We start from the raw sequence: 20,384 nt of genomic DNA on the forward strand, positions 1-20,384 counted from the left end.
ACTCCTATCGCCACCAGGCGCGCGCTGCGATCAACGCGTCATCCAGACGTGGCAGTTCGGGATGCCAGTGGCGCTCCCATTCGAGACTGAGAGGGAGGTGTCGGTCATTCGATCCGACAAGCGACAGAAGATCCGCCATGGGGAAGTTACCCTGGCCTGGAAGCACGTAATGGCGTCGGCCGTCGTCTCCCATCTTGCTGTCCTTGACATGTAAATGAACGACATTGTCGACAATATCAGGCCAAAGGCGCTTGATATCGGAACCCTTGGCCCAGGTGTGATGGGTGTCCCATAATATCAGGGCATTTGGCACAAGCCTGATGAAGGTAGAGAGTTGCGTTGCATCCGCTAGAGCATCATGGGTTTCGATCATCAGATCGACATTCAGCCCCCGTGATTGCCGGTCGACCTGCCATTGATCGAGCACTGCACCTGCACGTGTCATCTCGCCGGTCGTTAACCGATTTCCGCCGTCAAATATCCTGAGATGTGCAATGCCTGCCGCTTCCGCCCACGCAATGAAGGGCTCAACGGCAGACATATCGTCGCTATCAAACAACCGGATCGATGTATTGAGGGCCGTGACCTTGAGGTCACGTTGCGCCAGAAACGCAGCAAAGATTGAAGGGCTGCCAAACTCACCCTCCAGTGCCGAAATCAGGTCGACGGAACCGCAAAGCGTGCGCAATTCCACGGACGAAATACCGTGCCGTTTCGCCAGGTCAGCGGTTTCATGCAGGTTGAGTTCGGAGCAGCCAAGCGTGGAAAAACAATAGTTGAAAGCCCTCATGCCATGCGCTCCATGTCATGTTTGCGAACGGGGTAGAGCGGTGGAAGACCCGCAACAAAGCGCTCGATTTCAGTGATTGCGACATCAGAAAGCGCGCGCAATTCATTGCCCAGCGCACCGGCGATGTGTGGGGTCAGCACGACATTCGGCAAGTCGTAAAACGGGCTGTCGACCGGTAGCGGTTCGGGTTCCGGCGTATCGATCAGGATCCGCAGGCGACCGGATCGCGCCTCTGATAACAGTGCTTCGTGATCGACCAGCCAGCCACGCGCCGTATTGATGAACACCGTATGGTCGGCCATCAACGCAAGCTCTTGCGCACCAATCATGTGACGGGTTTGCGGCAGGATCGGTGCATGCAGCGAGACGATGTCGGACCATGCGAGAAGCGTATGCAGTTCCATTTTTATCGAGCCAAGTTCCGTTGCCTCAACCGCGGACAGGAATGGATCATAAACGCCGATTTCGAAACGGCCCCGTGTCAGCATATCGATGACCAGTCGCCCGATGCGGGAGGCACCGACAATGCCGACCTTGCGGGAATAGCTTCCAAGCCAGGGCAGGTTCATGCCACGGCGGCTGCCAAACCCACCGGTGCCGCGCTCAGCCCGGTGTTCATCTCGCAGGCGAAACACGTCCTTGCTGCACATGATGATGGCCGCATAGGTAAATTCCGCCACCGGCGCGGCCATGGCAGACGCTGCGGTTGTCACCAGAATATTGGAATTGTCCCAGAATTCAGCAGGCGCGACGACGCGAACGGATGATGCCGCATAGGCCAACATCTTGAGGTTAGGTGCTCGGGCAAGGCGTTCTTTTGTCAGCGCAGGTGTCCCCCAGGCCGCCAGCAGAATGTCGGCCTCAGCCAAAGCACGGCGACCTTCCTCCGTGTCGAAGTCCGTATAGGGAAATCCGTCAACGATATCGGTCACCGCATTCAGTCGCGCCCATTCGCGCGCGCCGAAAAACCCTTGCGGAAGCTCGCTGCGCATGGCGATCAGCAGCTTCGGCTTTCCACCACCCTTGCTCATGCACACACCGGACTTGAAACGGGCCGTACATCAATGCGCGTAATATCGATGCTGATCGGCTTTGAACCAGCCTGCAGCAGGACATCAAGATATAGCTCCGGCGGTGCAGCACCCGGCCGGAGTTTTAACGGCGGCGTCCGCAAAGCACCTTTCCAATGTGTATCAGGGAAGGGGAATACTGAGCCGTCTTCGGCACGAAAGGGACTTAGCGCACATGCCTCTTGCCCTTCCTCGGCAATATCTTTCAAACGTAGTGTTACTCCGAGAATGCCTGAATGCGCTGGCACGTCGATATCGCAGATTGCCTCAACCCAGTTACCGGTTCCAGGATGCACAATCTGCCCACCAAGACGGTGGCTTTGCTCCAAGCTCTCTGTCAGAGTTCTCGCGGACATTTCGGTTGCCAGATTGCCGGTCGGGTTGTTGACGGCGTCGAAACGATCATCTCTTGGCAAAACGCGGTCTGCCGCACGCGGCACAATGTTTGCGAGATAGCCTGCCAGCAGCTTGCCGACGGCAAAGGCACCGCGCACCGAAAAATGCGTTCCATCGTCGGAGTAACCGGGATAGGGCTCTCCAAACTCGCTGTTCGGATCGACCCATGCTGCGTTCCAGTCGAATACATGGCAATTGGCGTGACTGGCGGCAAATTCAGCACTCTGGCGATTGATCCAGTGCGCCTTTGCCCGTTCGGAGCCATGCGCCGGCCATTTACCCACGCCACGCGCCAGAATGGGCAGCAGAATGACCGTCTTTCCAGCCGCCAGTAAAGCGGACGCAATCCGTGCTCTGGTATCTGCAATTGTCTGGCGCGTTTCCACCATCATATCGTTGGTGCCGGCATCCAGCAGGATCAGATCGAAATCTGATTGCAGCAATCGCGGCAGTCGTCGTTCGATTTCGATCGCCTTCTGACCGGAGACACCGAAGTTGAGGCCGGCAAAAAACCGGCTGACGCCCGGCCGATTGCTCGGCTCCCAGCCCGCTGGCACCGATGGATCGTGATGGACCGGGCAATGCAGCCTGCCGTGAGACAGAACCTCGGCCCAGCTCATCCAGCCGCGTGCCGATGTCGCAAGCATCCTGGCATCGCCAATGTGGTTTTGCTGGACGAGCGACGTGCCAAGAATGGCAACGCGGCTCGCTCTCGGTAACGATACGGACATGGTTTTACCAGGATATCAGGAGAACAGGACGCCGCCATTGATGTCGTAGCAGGCACCAGTGATGTAAGCGGCATCATCAGATGCAAGGAAGGCCACCAGACCGGCAACGTCCTCACTCGATCCTTCGCGCTTCAACGAAGTCGCACCGGCCACTTTTTCACGTACTTCGGGTTTGGTGAAGGTGTCGTGGAACGTGGTCGAGATCATGCCCGGGCAAACTGCGTTGACGCGAATATTGGGACCAACTTCCTTGGCGAGACCACGTGTGAAGGTCATTACCGCACCCTTGGATGTCGCATAAGCCAGGGCGCCGGGACCGCCGCCGTCACGACCGGCTTGCGACGAGAAGGTCACGATGGAACCGCCTTTTGCCATCTTCGGCACGGCTGCCTTGGCGATGAGGAAAAGCGACGTTAGATTGACATCAAGAACCTGATGCCAGAAAGCTTCGTCCATATCGGCCAGAGATTTCCGGGCAATCAGACCGCCTGCCACATGCACCAGACCGTGAATGTCTCCGAACTTGTCGGTCGCACCGGAAATTGCAACCTCTGCATCGGCCGCCTTGGTGAGATCGGCCTTGATGGCCAGTGCCTCGCCACCGAGCTTCTTGATCTCGGAAACGGCCGATACTGCACCTTCCGCCGCGCCGTTATAGGTCAGCACAACATTGGCGCCTTCCCGAGCAAACCGGATAGCGCATGCGCGACCAATATCACGACCTGCGCCTGCGACGACGACCGTTTTGTTTTTGAAACGTAGCATTTTGGAAACCTCGTATTGATTAGAACTGCTTGGCAAGAGAGAGTTTGAAGCGCTCGTCATCGACATCGCTGAAGTAGATGTCCGTCGAGAAACCCTGATCATCGATGAAATTGAAAATCCGCTTCGGTTCGCTCAGGATGTAAGGCACCAGAAGAGTGACCAGACGGTGCCGCGTTGCTGCCGGCACGGTCGCGCAAACGTGGTGATGAATTTCGAGCCCTTCAAATTCCTTCGGGTCGATACCCTGGAAACCTTCAACGGCGGAAATCTGCGGTGCGCCAGAGGATGAATAGACAAACTGGCCGTAGAAGCCGGCTTTCTTGCCAGTGTAGCGAAAACTGGAACGGCCGGTCTGGGGGGCACCGATCGTGTGACAAAGCCATTGCAGTTCCTGTGGCTCACTGCACTCAACCTCATCGACGAACACAAAATAGCTGTCGTTGACGAAATGGATTTCTCGCTCTGCCTTGCGCACCAACGGGTTCGCAACCTGATAGGCCGCCGTTGCATCGCCGACGATCTTGATATGGCCGGGTTGCTCGTCTACCGAAACGATACGCCCGGCTGCACGCCGCGCCAGCGCCTTGTCCTTTTCGGCATATTGGCCTTTGCCACCGATCAGCACCGCATTTTTTGACCGGGTCTGACGGCGCCAGTTCACATGCATCTGTGAATTGAAGGCAACGTAATGACCGGATTGGATCGCGAGGTCTTCGCCGTAGGCGTAAAGCACAAAGGCGTTCTGATCGCCGTGGCTGTGGCTCAGCGAACCGTAGGGACTGGACTTGAATACGAATTGCAGATGCCGGTCCGGATCTTCCATGTGTTTCTGGATTGTCACCCAGCCAATATCGTTGAACACGGAAAGGGCTGGAAGATCGGTCGGCGCAACGGCCGCCACCTGCTGGTAATCGTGACGATAAACGAGATCGTCGAAATTCAGGTCCCACCAGCCGTAATTGTAGAAGGCCATTTCTGTGCCGGTGGCATCCTGCTTAATGCGATCGAAATACCATTGGTAATGGCCATTGCCGGTCACACCAGCAAACTGGCGCACATTGTAACCAACCTTCAGACCGGGCAGATCGCCCATGGTGGAATCGTCACCAAAATTGGCGCGACGTGTTCCGGGCGCCTTGGTGTAGAGAGGGAACCGGCCGGTGTTCTGGAAGAAGGGGCGCTGATAGAGATCGTAACCGATATAGGACCGGATCAGGTTGGCCGCTTCAATCAGATAGGCCATGCCAGTCATCCAGTAGTGCGGACCTTCGGCCCAACCACCATCGGTGCCAGCCCATGGAGAATAAAGTGTCGACAGGAACTCAACCGTATAGTCGAGCCATTCGCCGCCTTCGTCGCTTTCACCCAGCAATGAAATGCAGGCAGGTGTCAGCACGGCAGACAGGGAGCGTACGGCGTGGCTGTCGTAGGGGAAGACGTGGATACGCGCATGCGAGATCACATGGTCAGCGACCTCACGCGTACGGCGCAGCAGAACGGCTTTGACCGTTTCGCGCTCTTTCGCACTCAGATGGTCGTAAAGCCAGTCATATCCCCAGGCGAGTGCAACAACGACACGAAAGGCGGCTTCATCATTATAGGCGCGGGAGGTCGGGCCAGTCGGATCCCAGCCGGCCACGGCCAGCAGCCAGTCACGCGACCTGTCGAGCAGGTCTTCCCGCCCCAGAACACGTCCCGCAATCGCCAGATGGCGAATGGCATAAATCACTTCCTGGCAATCAATATACATCTGCCGCCACAAGGTCGCGACGCGGACATTGTTGGGGTAGGGTTTCGGTTCCAGGATGATCGGCCGGTCCAGCCAGGGCTGGACAGATTTTTCGAAAAAGTCAGACCACCCGCAATGATCGGCATCCTTAGCCACAGCAGCCGAGAAAGCTTTCAACTGGTCGCCATTCAGCCAGAGCCTTGGATGGCTCGTATGGGCGGCGGCACGTCGCGCCGCCCGGCCGGGCAACGGGGTTTTTGGCAATGCGGCAGTGATTTCGAAGCCCCGCGCCTTGCTCCAGTTGGAAAGAGGTTGCCGTGCATTCTGGTCCCAGAGCGCGTAGCTCCAGTGATAGTGGCCATCCTCCAACGCCACGTCTGGGGTGAAGAAATTCCAAGCCAGATCTTCAAACACAGTTGTCTGTGCGTCAGGGAAATTGGGGTCAGTCGAGATGCGCAGCACATAGCGCGCACCATCATCAATATCGGGAAGCCAGGAAAAACGCGGGGGATTTTCGGTAGGCGGTAATTGCTCACTCGGCATGTAGCCAATGGTCAGGGAACCTGGGCGCGGTTCATCGAGATGAGCTTGTCTGGCAATCGCCGAGGCAGAGGGACGCATTGCGCTCTAACTCCTATAAGAACAATGAGAGGAGATGGCGGCGACAGGGCCGCCATCACAATAGCCTGATTTATTGGGCCGATTTGTACTGACGGTCGTAGGCTGACTGCATCATCTTGATGACCTCATCGTAACCGAGTGCCGTCAGCCTTTTCTTGTAGGCATCCCAACCGGCATCGACATCCTGCGCACCTAGGATCCAGGTTTGCTGCATCTCGGTCATGTATGTGAGAATGCTCGGCCAATAGCGGTCGAAGGTTGCCTTTTCCTCGGCGTTCAGCGACACGCCCATGAACTCGTCCTTAAGGCAATTGCACTTGTCGTACATATCGATACCTTCAAGCGCGATTTTGTTGGTCCACTGGCGTTCATATTCGTAGTCCATCCAGTAGCCGCGCGGTACCTGCGCACCCACGGCCCACAGCTGGGCATTAACCGGGTCCTTGTTTTCAAGAACTTCCTTTTTGAACTGCGGTTTGCCGTCGACCATCTCATAGGTTAGGCCTTCGACACCGAAGTTCGACAGGACACGGCCTTGCTGGGAGAACCAGAAATCGAAGTACTTGATCGTTTCGACCGGATGTTCATTGGCGGCTGAGATCGCCCAGCCAACCGGCTGAACACGCAATCTGCGGGCATCTTCGAAACGTTGACCGGAGACGGTCTTCGGCGGCAACATTGGCTTCAGCGCGAAACCTTCGATCTTTGGCGACAGCGCGTCGTTATAGGTCGAGGTGCTGGCAAACCAGTCATGCGTCATGCCGCCGAGATTGTTGCCTAGAAGATATTCACGCGACCGGGCGCCGCGCGTGAAGATTTCCTTGTCGATCAGGCCTTCCTTGTACCACTTGGCGACGTTCGAAATGCCGGTCCTGTAGTTTTCTTCAGCCCATGGATGGCGCAACTCGCCGTCATAGACGGCAAAGTCACCATAGCGTTCTGAACCTGAAACGCGGGCATCCCAGAGATTGATAAGGCGAACCGCGTCGATCTCTTCACGGGCAAAATACGGTACTTCGTCCTTCTTGCCGTTGCCATTCGGGTCATTGTCGCGGAAGGCTTTCAGGACCTCATAGACTTCTTCAGGCGTTTCCGGCTGTTTCAGTCCCAGTTTGTCCAGCCAGTCCTGGCGGATGAACCAGCCACGGGAGTATTTTCCGTCCGGCACGTAAGGAATGAAATAGAGCTTGCCATCCGGTCCGGAAATCGCGTTGCGGATATCCTTGTGGCTGTCAAAGAATGCCTTGAGGTTGGGGGCGTGTTCCTCGATCAAATCATCAAGCGGAACAAATGCGCCTTCCAGCCCGTAACGAATGAAGTCTTCCTTCAGGCCGCCCGACGCATCACCGCCGACGATGTCGGGAAGGTCACCCGAAGCGATCAACAGGTTGAAGGCATCGCGGCTGCTGGTGGTTGCCAGCGATGCGACGTTGCGCACACGGATATTGGTGATCTCCGCAGCCTTCTGCTCCACCGGCCACTTTTCCGAATAGACGTATTTGTCGCGGAAGTGGAAGTGGATCGTCAGCTCCAACGGGTCTTCTGATATTTTGCCCGTATCTTGCGCGAAGGCCGGCAAGGCCATTGTCGCTGCAGTCATCAACGCCAGAAGGGGCGTGCCTTTTCGCAGTTTTCTCACAGGTTCTCCTCCCTTGTGCAGCTACTCTTTGACCCCGCCCAGCAAAATTCCCTTTGTGAAATACTTCTGGGCGTAGGGGTAAATGATAAGGACGGGGATGATCGACGCGATCATGATCGCGGAGGTCACCGTCTCGAATGAATAATGGGCTGTGAGCAGGCTCGAAGCGAACTCGTCGTTCGAATTGAGGTCGACGATGACGCGCTTGAGGTAGACCTGCAGCGGGATTTTCTCCTCGCCACGCAGGAGCACCATTGCCCAGAAATACCCGTTCCAGCGCGAGACGATGCAGAACAGCGCCACCGTGACGATGGCCGGTTTGGAAAGCGGAATGAATACTTTCCACAGCAGTTGCAACTCGCTTGCGCCGTCCATCTTGGCGGCTTCCTCGAAGGATTTCGGCACGGCTTCGAAGAAGTTTCGCAACAGGATGACATTGAAGGCGCTGGCCGCGAACCCGATGATGATACCAAAGCGGCTGTCGAGCAGGCCGAGATCCCGCATGTTCAGGAAGAAGGGGATCATGCCGGCATGAAACCAGAGCGTGAAGGCAATCGCGATATTGAAGAACGTGCGACCGCGCAGACGCCTGCGTGACAATGCATAAGCGCCCGGGATCATGATCAGCAGGCTCATGAATGTACCGCCGAACGTGTAGATGAACGTGTTGCCGTAAGCGATCCAGAACATCCTGTCCGAGAGCACATGTTCATAGGCCGCCAGCGTGACATCGACCGGCCAAAGGGTGACGCGACCGGCAGTCACCGCGGCCCTGAGGATATCGAAACTGCTGCGACGTAAATGAACGGGTAAAGCGTCGACAGAACGAATAGCCCTAGAAGAATGGCATTAGCCCAGCCAAAAATCCTGTCGCCACGCGAATAGAGATTGAAACTTGTCATTTTCAGTTCCTCACCACAGCGATGTCGACGAGACTCGTCGGCTGATGCGGTTTGCCGAATAGACCAGCACGAAAGCGATAACCGCATTGAACAGGCCGGCGGCCGTTGCCAGGTCGTACTGGGTACCTTGCAGACCGGTGCGGTAGATGAAGGTCGAAACGACGTCGGCAGTCTCGTAGGTGGAAGGGCGGTAGAGAAGAATGATGTATTCGAAACCGACCTCGACCAGATTGCCAATGCGAATAATGAGCATGATGACAATCGTGGGGAGAATGCACGGTAGCGTGATCCGCCACATCATCTGCCAGCGCGAGGCTCCATCGACCCTCGCGGATTCGTAAAGGGTTGGGCTCACACCGGCGATTGCTGCCAGATAGACGATCGATTCAAACCCCGACTCCTTCCAGACCGACGAGCCGATGAACACAGGCCGAAACCATTCGGGCTGCGTAAGGAAATATATCGGTTCAAGCCCGATGCCCTTCAGCAGAAGATTGACGATGCCGATGGATGGGGAGAGGAAATTGATGACGATACCCGCAACGATCACCACGGAGATGAAGTGGGGCAGGTAAACGATCGTCTGGGCCCAGCGCTTGCCGATTTCGCTCTCAACCTCGTTAAACATCAAGGCCAGAATGATGGGGACCGGAAACGCGAAGATGAGACCGAGGCCACTGATGGTGATGGTGTTCCAGAATGCACGAACGAACATGTCATTCTGGAAAAGCTCGATGAAATTCGCAAAGCCGACCCACGGACTTTTCTCGATGCCACGGAAAATCGAAAAATCCTGAAAAGCGATGACCAGGCCGTACATCGGCTTGTAAAGAAAGAGTGCAAACCAGATGGCCATCGGGGCAAGAAGCAAATAAAGCTGCCAGTCACGGCGCACATCTTGCCAGAGATCGTGGAGCGACTCCTGAAGATACTGTCTCATGGCCGCGCCCTGCCGGCGGCCTTGAGAGATCTGCCGCTTGCGGCGTCAAAAACATGGATGCGCGCCGTATCGATACCGAGCCGGGTAACGCCGTTTAGCGAGTGATCCGCATAAAGCGTTTCGGCTTTGGCGATGAAGGACTGGCCATCGGCCTTCCCGTGCAGCAGTGCCTCGGCACCAAGCGGTTCAACGAGGTCGATGCTGCAATTGAGCACGTCCTGTCCATCGGCCACTTCTACGGACATGATTTCGGGTCTGATGCCGAGTTTCACCGGCTGGCCTTGCACCGCGTTCCGGGCAAAGGCATCGGGGATCGTCAGGCTTTGTCCGGCATCACCCGTGAGCACGGCTTTGGCGTAGCCACCCTGCTTGTCGATTGTCGCGTCAAAAAGGTTCATGGGCGGAGAGCCGATGAAGCTGGCGACAAAAACATTGGCCGGCTCAAGAAAGACTTCCATCGGCGAGCCGACTTGCTCGATATTGCCGCGGTTCATGATGACTATACGGTCGGCCAGTGTCATCGCCTCGACCTGATCGTGGGTCACATAGACGCTCGTCGCCTGCATGCGCTTGTGCAGCTGCTTGATTTCAGCCCGCATATGGGTGCGCAGCTTGGCATCAAGATTGGAAAGTGGCTCATCGAAGAGGAAAATCTTGGGGCGACGTACGATCGCGCGCCCCATGGCAACACGCTGACGCTGCCCGCCCGACAGGTCGGCTGGCTTACGTGCCAGATATTCCGTCAGACCAAGGATTTGGGCGGCTTCGGCAACGGCCTTGTCGACCACATCGCGCTTTTCACCGCGCACGCGCAGGCCGAAAGCAATGTTCTCGGCGACGTTGAGATGCGGATAAAGCGCGTAGTTCTGGAACACCATGGCGACATCGCGATCTTTCGGGGCGATCTTGTTGACCACCCGCCCATCAATCGCGACGGTGCCGCCGGAGATATCCTCAAGACCTGCGAGCATGCGCAGTGTGGTGGATTTTCCGCAGCCCGAGGGGCCGACGAGCACGACGAATTCTTGCGGTTGAATGGAAAGGTTGATGCCATGTACGACTTCGAGAGCACCGTAGCGCTTGACGACGTCGTTGATTTGAACTGCGGACATGAAAGGCCCCTCCTCAAAAGCCTTGAATGTTCAGTCAGGCAGGGGCCTTGGCTCCTCTTGACACACGCTTCCTGGTGACGCGCGTATTGACCTGTTCGATGAAGGTCCAGATTTTGGGGTTCTTGGAGAGCTCTGCGATTTTGGATTCCAGCGATCCCAGATGACGCTGTATGGCGTCACGCGCTGCCTCGACGTTGCCAGACTCGATCGCATTCACGATCGCATCGTGCTCTTCGATAACCTTTTCCGTGCGACGTACAGCAAATACCCTTTTCAGGTGGCGCATGCGGTCCATTTCACCTTTGGCCTGATTGACGACGCTCCAGGCGCCGGGCAGGCGAGCCGCTGCAAAAATCGTGCGGTGGAATTCCTCGTCGAGCAGGAAAAAGTCAGTAAACTCTTCATCGGCCGCGGCGGTACGCTGCTGCGAAAGACAGGTCTTCAGGCGGGCGATATCTTCAAGTGAGTGCCGCTTGGCAGCCTCTATCACCGCGCCTTCTTCAAGCTTGAAGCGGATGAAACACGCTTCCATGTAACGCTGCACGTCGATCGGCGAGATATAGGTACCACCCTGCGGTACAACCGTCACGAAACCTTCCTCTGCAAGGCGAATGATCGCCTCGCGCACCGGCGTCTTGCTCACATGCAACAACGCCGCGATTTCCTTTTCGGACAAAGCCCGACCCGGCAGCAGCTTCACTTCCACAATCAATTGGCGAAGCAACGCGTGGATCCGATTGGTCATGTTTCCCTCAACCGGCAAGTCCTGCGGCGTCACAAGATCGGACAGAGGCAAAGATGGGAATTCAATGGCGTTAGACATATCAATAACCAAACTGAGATATCAGAATATAAGTTGATATATCTGTTGGTTTTTCGGAAGTCAAGCTTGTGATGACAATGGAGATGTCGACATGCCCACAAATCATCCGGATTTTCTACAGAAAGCATCTTCACCCGCAGGGGCTAAAACATTGATTAAAAAACATTTTCAGTCCGCCTGTGAATGGCTCGGAATATGCCGTTCGAAAGCGGTGCGTCCGGGAAAGTGTGAACATCCGGCGCAGTTGTTCGGGAGGCTTCGACACGTTTGATCGCTGCAATCGAAGCTGGCGTGGATTCAGACGCAGGCTGAATTCGCCATAGCAAAGTTCGTTGACAAGCTGATTTTGGGCCAGCCAACATCAATTCCGCCAACATTGCTTCGTCAACCTTCGCTCCTTCGAAGCATGGAGCAGAGGCCCATTTTGGAGACGTGCGATCACAGCGCGCGATGATGCAGTCCGGAGGCAATATCAACGTTCCATCCATCGCACGTGCGGCGTTCTACCGGTCGATGAAATACAGAAGTCCCGAGTCCTATTGCGGGAAAAGAACGCTTAACAAGAAAGTGGATATCCAAACAGGAAATCAATTGGATCTGGATTAGTCTGCCGGGGCGCTTGGGTTCGAATCTCGACAAGTGTTGATCTATCGGCGTTCGAGAGCTCCGCGCCGGATGTCTATTGAGGAATATTCGCGAAAGCATGAAGCGCCACGCCGATCTTCTGAGCCGCAGCGGCGAGGCTTTTATCCGTCGTCCACGAGCTTGATCGTCGATCGGGGAGGATTGAGGTCAACCGATGGGCATCAGTATGCCAGCGTCAGTCAACGGGCTATACCGTACGGATCGCTAAGCCTGCTCAAGTGCTGGTGCAGCCGATCTATAATCGCGACGCGCGTCCCGGCTCGCCTTTGCACGAGCCCGATAGGCCGAAATATCTGCGGCTCACCAAATGGCGCAGAGACAAACGGCACAGCGATATCTCTCAGCGCGATCCAGGGCACCACGGACACGCCGAGACCATGAATTACGCAAGAGACCACTGACGCGATCGTGTCGATCTCGGCTATCAGGTTCGGGGCGACGCCGGTTTTTGCAAGCTCGGTCTCGATGATCTGGGCCAATCTGAACCGACTGTTGAACCTGACATAAGGCATGGTCGACAGCATGTCGATGCCGGACATTTGGGGAGTGCCCTTGGGAGCGATCACCAGCAGAGGTTCGTTGATAAAGGGGTGCCACCTAAGCGCTGAAGGGATTCCAGAGTACTCGGCGACCATCGCGCAGTCTAGGCGGCCGGACAGGACGCCGCTCATCAATTCATCTGTATTGGCGACCTGTAGCTTGATCCTGAGATCAGGATAATCTGCCTTGAGGGCGACGATTGAGAGAGGCAGGAGCGAAAGCGCACTTGAGCGAACGGAGCCGATTGTGAAGGTCCCGCTGATGGCTCTGCCGGAGATAGTGTCAATGATGTTGTCTGCATCACGCACCAGAGTACGTGCTGCTTCGAGCATCTGCAGCCCATGGCCGTTAAGCGTGATCGGCCGGCTCGAGCGATCGAAGAGTTCTCCGTTGACCTCTAATTCCAGTGCCTGCATCTGCTGACTGACTGCGGATGGGGTCAAACCGACGGCCTCCGCAGCCTTTGCAAAAGTTCCGTGCTCAGCGATCGCGATGAAGGTTTTCAGTTGCCGCGTATCCAAACCATCCTCCGACTAATTAAGATTTTCTGTTCATCATAGCCAAAATTATTCGCTTTAATCAAGAGAGGCTTATGTTAACTTCCACTCAGGAGACGCCAGGAGGAGCTTTGGCGTATGGGAGGACGGCTACGCTGCGCGCTCAGCGCTCGCGTCCTCGCGCATTCCAGTTCGAGGTACGCATGGGAAGCCGAAACATCCTGGTCACTGGACCAGCGATCAACGAACAAGCAGTCAAGCTGATCGCCGAGAACGGCTATCAGGTGTCTTACGTTCCCCCTTACACGAGCGAAGACGACCTGGTCCGGATTGTGACGGAACTTGATCCTGTCGGCGTGGTGGTGCGCATGGGGCGGTTCGGCTCCGCAGCGATTGAAGCCGCGCCTTCGCTACGTGTCCTTTCCAAGCACGGGGTTGGGGTTGACAACATCGACGTGGACGCCGCGTCTCGCCGCGAAATCCCCGTTGTCGTCGCCGCTGGCGCAAATGCGCTTTCGGTCGCTGAACATGCGATTGCACTACTTTTTGCCGTGGTAAAGCGGATTGTGCCGCTCGACAGCAGCCTGCGCGCTGGGCGCTGGGAGAAGGCGGGCTTTGCTGGCAAGGAACTGGCTGGCATGACTATCGGCCTTGTCGGGTTCGGCGCGATTGCTCGGCAAACTGCCTTGTTCGCTAAGGGTTTTGGCTTGAAGGTCCAAGCCTTCGACCCCTTTACAGATGAGGCGGCGTTTGCCGAGGCAGGTGTCCGCCAGGTGACTGATGTCGACCGCCTCCTCTCCTCGTCGGATATCTTGAGCCTGCACTGCCCTTTGACGCCCGACACGCGGAATTTGCTTGATGACCGCCGGCTCGGCCTGATGAAGCCGGGATCGTTCGTTATCAATACAGCCCGGGGCGGCCTGATCGATGAGGATGCCCTTCTTCGCGCTGTCGAAAGCGGACAGATTGCCGGGGCCGGGCTTGACACGTTCCAGACAGAGCCTCCTGGAGACAACCACCCATTCTGGCAGAATCAGCGGATCGTCGTCACGCCGCATATCGGCGGCGTAACCCAGGAGGCGAACGTTCGCGTCGGCGTCGATGCCGTTGAGGGCATTCTTGCGATCGTGGAAGGTCGTGAGCTTGGCCTCGAGAGGATCGTGAACCATCGCGCGCTGGCAAAGACACCTGCCTGAAAAAGACAATCAAGAGCATCGAGGAGAATACGTTGACTATAGGATTTAGGGTTCGCAACAGGGACAGGATCGTCGAACAGGAATGGATCGACAAGTTCAGGGAGCTTCCCGTCGCCAACATCAGCGATAGCATGCACCGCATGTACGCGGGCGGCGCTCAGCTTCGCCCGATGCACCGCCACGGCAAACTTGTCGGCCGCGCACTGACCGTCAAAGCGCCTCCGGGCGACAATCTTATGCTCCACAAGGCGATGGACATGGCCGTGGACGGCGACGTCATCGTCATGGATGCCGGCGGCGACGTGACCCACGCCCTGATGGGGGAGATGATGCTCGACTACGCTCATCGCCGCGGTGTTGTGGGCTTCGTTCTCAACGGTGCGATCCGCGATGCGGACGCGTTTCTCGAGATGAACGTCCCCTCCTACGCGGTCGGCGTGACCCACCGTGGCCCCTATAAGAACGGCCCAGGCGAAATCAATACGCCCATTGCCATTGGAGGAATGGTTGTGATGCCGGGCGACCTGATCGTAGGCGACGCGGACGGGGTCGTCGTTGTTCCGATCGACGATGTGGCGGAGGTTTACGAACGGACGGTTGCCAAGCACGCCGCCGAGCAAAAGCAGATCGAGAATATCAAAGCTGGCACGCACAAGCCGACTTGGTTCAACGACGCCCTCGTCAAGGCCGGATGTGAGCTACCGTCGACTAACTGAACGAAGCTGGCCGATGTTCCGGAGGGGAAGCGTCGGCCAGTCACCGAGACCTTGGACGGTACCGTCCAAATACAAACTATCCTGGGAGGATAAGATGAAGCATTTGATTAGAAATACCGCACTGGCAACGACGCTGCTTCTCGCCACAGGCGTAGCCCACGCTGACTGGCCAACGGATCGTCCGATCGAATTTATCGTGGCGTTTGCTCCGGGCGGCGGCACTGATGTGATGAACCGTACGCTTGCTCCTTATGTGGAAAAGGAGCTGGACGCGAAGATAACCGTCCTAAACCGCCCAGGTGCGTCCGGTGAAATCGCCTATACTGCGATGACCCAGGCTCGCCCCGATGGCTACACAGTTTCCTCGCTAAACACGCCTGGCTATCTGACGATGCAAATGGATCGCAAGGTGCGGTTCGACCCGAAAAAGCTCTGCCTCGTCGCGCGCATTGTCGAAGATCCCGGTTCGTTCATTGTCCAAACCAATTCCAAGTTCAATACGCTCAAAGACCTCGTCGCCTATGCGAAGGAGAACCCCGGGGCTGTTACCGTCGGCACAACTGGCCTCGGAACCGACGAGCATCTTGCCATGCTTCAGTTGGAGAAGTCGGCAGGTATCGATCTGACTGCGGTCACCTTCAATGGGGCGAACGAGGCTCGCACCGCGCTTCTCGGTGGGCACGTCGACACGATCGGCATCAACGTCGGAGAGTTCGTGGGCAGCGATCACTCCGCGTTCAAGAATCTCGGCCAGTTTGCCGAAGAGCGCGCCTCCATCGCTCCCGATCTCCCAACCGCAAAAGAACAGGGTTTTGAAGTCCTGATGAGTTCGGAGCGCGGAATCGCAATGAGCTGTGACGTGCCGGAGGAAATTCGGACGAAGTTCTCCGCCGCGGTGAAGAAAGCTCTCGACGATCCAGAGTTCAAGGCAAAGGCGAAGCAGATGTCGCTGGCCATTTCCTATCGCTCGTCCCAAGATTGGGACAAGGAGCTTCCCGTGCGCGCTGAGCGCCTGGGCGCGATCTGGAAACTGGCCAAGGAACAGAAGTAATGGCCGCTCCCCGCAAGGCTGGAAGCACCGGTGACCGGCCGGACCTCTTCACCGCAGCGTTATTCATGGGATTCGGCGCGCTTGGCCTATGGGCCGGGCGCGACCTGACCATGGGCACGGCATCCGCCATGGGCCCAGGTTACCTGCCTCGAATAGTGTGCTGGCTTCTTATCATCATTGGCGCCACGATCGGCGGGTTGGGCGCGGTCCGGGCACGGGTCGACATCGACAAACCGAAGCTCTGGCCGCTTGTGGTCATCCTTGCAGCAGTTGTTGGCTTCGCCTTCATCGCGGAGTTCTTTGGTTTCGTTGCGGCGTCCGTATGGTTGCTTCTGGTCGGCAGCATCGCTGACCGCGATTCACGGCTTCGTGAAGTCATCCTGCTGACCGCTGGGCTTACAGCGTTTGGCGTTTTGGTCTTCATTGTCGGCCTTGGCGTGCAAATGCCTATCTGGCCGTTCTGAGGGAGGTATACATGAACTTCGTTGACCTTCTCATGCTGGGCTTCAGCGAGGCCCTGACGCCGACGAACCTGGGCTTCTGTCTGCTTGGCGCTCTGCTGGGAACGCTGATCGGGGTGCTACCAGGTATCGGGCCGACGGCGACGATCGCGGTTTTGCTGCCGATTACGTTCTACCTTCCGCCTCTGGCGGGCCTCATCATGCTCGCCGGCATCTATTACGGCGCGCAGTACGGTGGATCGACGACGGCTATCCTCGTCAATCTTCCCGGAGAGGCGTCGTCGGTCGTGACCGCTGTCGACGGTTACAAGATGGCTCAGAAAGGAAGGGCCGGGTCGGCGCTTGCCGTCGCGGCGCTCGGTTCCTTCTTCGCCGGAACGGTCGCGACGTTCGGTATTGCTATCGCTGGTCCGACGCTATCGTCTTTCGCCCTTTCCTTTGGCCCGGCAGAATACGTGTCGCTGATGCTGTTCGGCCTTCTGGCGGCCACTATCCTCGCCCGCGGGCCAGTCCTGAAGGCGATCGGCATGATCCTTCTCGGTCTGCTGCTCGGCATGGTCGGGATCGACGCCAGTTCCGGGGAGGAACGCCTTACGTTCACTGCAGTCGAACTCTTCGACGGCATCGACTTCGTGGTCATCGCCATAGGTCTGTTCGGTTTCGCGGAGATCATCGAAAATCTTGAGAACGTCGAAGCTCGTGGTGTGCTTGTCAGCAAGCTCAGCCGTCTGTGGCCGACCAGAGAGGACTTCAAACGGGCCTGGCCGGCTGTCCTTCGCGGCACGGGTGTCGGGACGTTTCTCGGCGTACTTCCGGGCGGCGGAGCCACTCTTGCCTCCTTCTGCGCCTATTCGGTCGAGAAAAAAGTATCCAAGCGTCCCCAGGAGTTCGGCGAGGGTGCCGTTGAGGGTGTCGCCGGACCGGAGGCTGCCAACAATGCCGGCGCACAGTCCTCGTTTATCCCGCTTCTGACCCTGGGCATCCCATCGAACAACATGATGGCGATGATGCTGAGTGCGTTCATCATACACGGCATCACCCCGGGACCGACGGTACTGGCAACCCAGCCGGAAATCTTCTGGGGACTCGTTGCCAGCATGTGGATCGGCAACCTGATGCTCGTCGTGATCAACCTGCCACTGATCGGCGTGTGGGTGAAGCTCCTGACGGTCCCGTATCGTCTGCTGTATCCGGCAATCCTTCTCTTTTGCTGCGTCGGTGTCTACAGCATCAACAACCGCATATTCGACGTGGTACTGGCTGCCGGGTTCGGCCTGCTGGGGTATGCCTTCCGCAAGGCCAAGTGCGAGCCCGGTCCGCTACTTCTGGGGTTCGTCCTGGGACCGTTGTTGGAAACCAACATCCGTCGCGCCCTGACAATTTCGCACGGAAACCCCAGTGTCTTCGTGGAGCGGCCGATCAGTCTGGTCCTGCTGATCGCGACAGCCGGCGTGCTTCTGCTGATGATCCTGCCGTCATTCCGCAAAACACGCGAAGAAGCGTTTCAGGAAGAAGAAGCCTGAGGCTGATCTTAAATTGAGCGGCCGCTTGAAAGCGGCCGCTGTTCTCCCTCTGAACCTGGTGTCCCCCAATGCCTCATGCTTCCGGCAAGCCTCTTCGGATCGTCCTTCTCGATCGGAAGACCTTACCCGACGATATTCACTTTCGTGCGTTCTCCTTTGCTCATGAGCTCGTTCAGTTTGACCAGACGGCTCCCGACGAGGTGCCGGAGCGCATCAAGGATGCCGACATCGTCATTACCAACAAGGCCCCTGTGCGCGGTTCAGCGGTCGCCTCCGCTCCCAAACTTAAACTGGTCGCCGTAGCGGCGACGGGCACCGACGTCGTTGACGTCACAGCATGCGCGCAGCGTGGAGTCATCGTCTCAAACATCCGCAACTACGCCGTCAACACCGTTCCCGAGCACACTTTCGCTCTGATCCTTGCGCTTCGCCGCAGCCTGCTCGCCTATCGCAATTCGGTGCAGGCCGGACGCTGGCAGGAAGCAAACCAGTTCTGCTATTTCGACTTCCCGATTAACGATCTCGCCGGTTCGACGCTCGGCATCATCGGTGACGGTGCCCTCGGGCGCTCGGTGGCCGATCTTGGTCGTGCTTTCGGGATGAAGGTTCTTTTTTCGGACTACAAGGGCACCAGCGGAATGGGGCCGCTCTATACGCCGTTCGAGAAGGTCCTCGCGCTCAGCGACATCATCACCTTGCACTCTCCCTTGATGCCTTCGACCCGCAACATGATCTCGACCGCGGAGTTCGCACGGATGGCTAGGCGGCCTCTTTTGATCAACACCGCACGCGGCGGACTCGTCGATGAGGCCGCGCTGGAACACGCCTTGAGAAGCGGCCAGATCAGCGGCGCCGGCTTCGACGTCGTCACCACCGAGCCGCCTGCACACGATCATCCGCTGATGCGGCTGCTCGATCTGCCGAACTTCATCCTGACGCCGCATGTGGCGTGGGCGAGCCGAGAGGCTGTGCAGTCGCTGGTCGACCAACTGATTGATAATGTCGAGGCGTTCGATCGCGGCGCCCCCACGAACACCGTGGCCGCTTGATCATGGCGGCAGTCGCGGACAAACGCGCGCAGCCTTCGGGAATATCTCTGCCTCGATGATTTCGCGGAAGGTATCCGCCCATTTTATTGAGGCGAAGTAAACCTCTCGACAAGGGACTTTTGAACTTTAGCTGTGTCCCAGCAGTTAACCGGTTCAAATAGCTTCAAGAGTTTAAGAACGTCCAGCGTTCACTGGCATCGAACATCTGCACGCCGGTCATTTTCTTGCAAATTCGCGAGCAGCCTGAATGAATGCGGTGAACGCTGCAGGGGGGGTCTTCCTACCAGGGTAATACAACGCCAGCGGGGCCAACGAGGGCGTCCAGTCCTCAAGAACGCGCACCAGTCGCCCAGCCTCAATATCCTCTCGAACATCCGCTTCCATGAGATAACCAAGCCCAACCCCATTTTGGGCTGCTATCGTAACGAGGCTTGGCTCGTCCAGAGTGATCGCGCCTTGCACGTCGATCTGGAGTGCATTTCCGTCTTTCTCGAATTTCCAACGGAAAAGCGCGTTGTTCGGAAGGCGCGCGCGAATGCAGCGAAACCTGTAGAGGTCAGTTGGTACAATTGGCTTGCCATGTCTGCGCAGGAATTCCGGTGATGCGACGACCGCATTGCTGCGCTTCAAGCCCAAGGGCACGGCGATCATGTCGGCAGGAACGAGATCGGCCGGTCTCAGACCCAGATCAAAACCCGCCGCGACAATATCGACAATCCGTCCCTCCGTGACAAGGTCGATATGCACTTGCGGATACTTCTCCAGAAATGACAGGACGAGCGGCGCCATTACTTCCCGTGCTGCCGTGGCGAAGGCGTTGATGCGCAATGTTCCGCTCGGGGTCTCCTGAAGCGACTGGGCCGCGAGCATTGCGTCGCGGATGTCGGTCACCGCTGGTCCGACCCGTTCTACAAACGTCTTCCCCGCATCGGTCAGGGACACGCTTCGCGTCGTCCTGTTGAACAGCCGGATACCGAGGCGCTGCTCCAGCTTCGCGATGGAGTTGCTCAAGGCCGTTGTTGACATTCCAAGGTCGAGAGCCGCTGCGCGGAAGGTTCCAAGGCGGGCGATGCTGAGGACGGCATCAAGGTCAGCAAGGACGGAACGGGTCATTTATCCCTCTTTTCGCAATACCTCATCCTTGTTTATCCTGCTTATCCCGTCAATAAGCTTCATCTATCTTCCAGC

The 20,384-nt window shown here is 57.3% G+C and carries 17 protein-coding genes and 1 pseudogene; 6 read left to right on the plus strand and 12 right to left on the minus strand.

Annotated features, from left to right (window positions below; genetic code table 11):
* Positions 1 to 4: 4 nt before the first annotated feature.
* The 11 genes and pseudogenes from FHW77_RS00115 to FHW77_RS00165 all read right to left on the minus strand — a co-directional run bounded on the left by FHW77_RS00115 (position 5) and on the right by FHW77_RS00165 (position 13,224).
* Complete coding sequence (locus FHW77_RS00115) at positions 5 to 790, minus strand: sugar phosphate isomerase/epimerase family protein (RefSeq protein WP_072493380.1); 786 nt, start codon at positions 788 to 790, stop codon at positions 5 to 7.
* The gene (locus FHW77_RS00120) at positions 787 to 1,821 is read right to left on the minus strand and encodes a hydroxyacid dehydrogenase (protein WP_182590337.1); all 1,035 of its coding nucleotides are present in this window, start codon (positions 1,819 to 1,821) and stop codon (positions 787 to 789) included. Before FHW77_RS00120 ends, FHW77_RS00115 begins: the two co-directional genes overlap by 4 nt.
* A complete protein-coding gene (locus FHW77_RS00125) occupies positions 1,818 to 2,987 on the minus strand; it encodes an SGNH/GDSL hydrolase family protein (protein ID WP_182590338.1) in 1,170 nt (389 codons plus the stop codon). The genes FHW77_RS00120 and FHW77_RS00125 overlap by 4 nt, the downstream gene beginning before the upstream one ends.
* Before the next feature lie 15 nt (positions 2,988 to 3,002).
* Positions 3,003 to 3,752 carry an SDR family NAD(P)-dependent oxidoreductase gene (locus FHW77_RS00130; RefSeq protein WP_035210408.1) on the minus strand — a complete coding sequence of 250 codons (750 nt, stop codon included), beginning with the start codon at positions 3,750 to 3,752 and terminating at the stop codon, positions 3,003 to 3,005.
* A gap of 19 nt (positions 3,753 to 3,771) precedes the next feature.
* A complete protein-coding gene (locus FHW77_RS00135) occupies positions 3,772 to 6,102 on the minus strand; it encodes an alginate lyase (protein ID WP_111814405.1) in 2,331 nt (776 codons plus the stop codon).
* A gap of 70 nt (positions 6,103 to 6,172) precedes the next feature.
* Positions 6,173 to 7,702 (minus strand): extracellular solute-binding protein, encoded by a 1,530-nt coding sequence (locus FHW77_RS00140; protein WP_111814406.1) that lies wholly within the window; start codon positions 7,700 to 7,702, stop codon positions 6,173 to 6,175.
* 60 nt (positions 7,703 to 7,762) lie between these two features.
* Positions 7,763 to 8,643 (minus strand): annotated as a pseudogene (locus FHW77_RS00145) (carbohydrate ABC transporter permease).
* Positions 8,644 to 8,653: 10 nt separating this feature from the next.
* Positions 8,654 to 9,583 carry an ABC transporter permease gene (locus FHW77_RS00150; protein WP_111814408.1) on the minus strand — a complete coding sequence of 310 codons (930 nt, stop codon included), beginning with the start codon at positions 9,581 to 9,583 and terminating at the stop codon, positions 8,654 to 8,656.
* The gene (locus FHW77_RS00155) at positions 9,580 to 10,695 is read right to left on the minus strand and encodes an ABC transporter ATP-binding protein (RefSeq protein ID WP_004446116.1); all 1,116 of its coding nucleotides are present in this window, start codon (positions 10,693 to 10,695) and stop codon (positions 9,580 to 9,582) included. Before FHW77_RS00155 ends, FHW77_RS00150 begins: the two co-directional genes overlap by 4 nt.
* A 34-nt stretch (positions 10,696 to 10,729) precedes the next feature.
* Positions 10,730 to 11,440 carry a GntR family transcriptional regulator gene (locus FHW77_RS00160; RefSeq protein ID WP_035210402.1) on the minus strand — a complete coding sequence of 237 codons (711 nt, stop codon included), beginning with the start codon at positions 11,438 to 11,440 and terminating at the stop codon, positions 10,730 to 10,732.
* Between the two features lie 902 nt (positions 11,441 to 12,342).
* Positions 12,343 to 13,224 carry a LysR family transcriptional regulator gene (locus FHW77_RS00165; protein WP_111814412.1) on the minus strand — a complete coding sequence of 294 codons (882 nt, stop codon included), beginning with the start codon at positions 13,222 to 13,224 and terminating at the stop codon, positions 12,343 to 12,345.
* 71 nt (positions 13,225 to 13,295) lie between these two features.
* On the opposite strand from FHW77_RS00165, the gene FHW77_RS00170 reads away from it, so the two are divergent.
* The 6 genes from FHW77_RS00170 (at position 13,296) to FHW77_RS00195 (ending at position 19,196) form a co-directional block, all read left to right on the plus strand.
* Positions 13,296 to 14,396 (plus strand): hydroxyacid dehydrogenase, encoded by a 1,101-nt coding sequence (locus FHW77_RS00170; protein WP_286086083.1) that lies wholly within the window; start codon positions 13,296 to 13,298, stop codon positions 14,394 to 14,396.
* A 32-nt stretch (positions 14,397 to 14,428) separates the two neighbouring features.
* Positions 14,429 to 15,112 carry an RraA family protein gene (locus FHW77_RS00175; protein ID WP_162696253.1) on the plus strand — a complete coding sequence of 228 codons (684 nt, stop codon included), beginning with the start codon at positions 14,429 to 14,431 and terminating at the stop codon, positions 15,110 to 15,112.
* A 94-nt stretch (positions 15,113 to 15,206) separates the two neighbouring features.
* The gene (locus FHW77_RS00180) at positions 15,207 to 16,163 is read left to right on the plus strand and encodes a tripartite tricarboxylate transporter substrate binding protein (RefSeq protein ID WP_004446108.1); all 957 of its coding nucleotides are present in this window, start codon (positions 15,207 to 15,209) and stop codon (positions 16,161 to 16,163) included.
* Positions 16,163 to 16,627, plus strand: coding sequence for a tripartite tricarboxylate transporter TctB family protein (locus tag FHW77_RS00185; RefSeq protein WP_111814414.1), 465 nt, complete (start codon positions 16,163 to 16,165; stop codon positions 16,625 to 16,627). Before FHW77_RS00180 ends, FHW77_RS00185 begins: the two co-directional genes overlap by 1 nt.
* 11 nt (positions 16,628 to 16,638) lie before the next feature.
* Entirely contained in the window at positions 16,639 to 18,147 is a 1,509-nt protein-coding gene (locus tag FHW77_RS00190) for a tripartite tricarboxylate transporter permease (protein WP_035210398.1), read from the plus strand.
* 68 nt (positions 18,148 to 18,215) lie between these two features.
* Positions 18,216 to 19,196, plus strand: a complete 981-nt coding sequence (locus FHW77_RS00195; protein WP_111814416.1) for a D-2-hydroxyacid dehydrogenase — start codon at positions 18,216 to 18,218, stop codon at positions 19,194 to 19,196.
* 216 nt (positions 19,197 to 19,412) lie between these two features.
* Here FHW77_RS00195 and FHW77_RS00200 read toward each other — a convergent pair whose 3' ends face one another.
* Complete coding sequence (locus FHW77_RS00200) at positions 19,413 to 20,309, minus strand: LysR family transcriptional regulator (protein ID WP_182590339.1); 897 nt, start codon at positions 20,307 to 20,309, stop codon at positions 19,413 to 19,415.
* Positions 20,310 to 20,384: the final 75 nt, after the last annotated feature.

The sequence above is a fragment of the Agrobacterium sp. RC10-4-1 genome, from assembly GCF_014138475.1.
Classification (GTDB): domain Bacteria; phylum Pseudomonadota; class Alphaproteobacteria; order Rhizobiales; family Rhizobiaceae; genus Agrobacterium; species Agrobacterium pusense.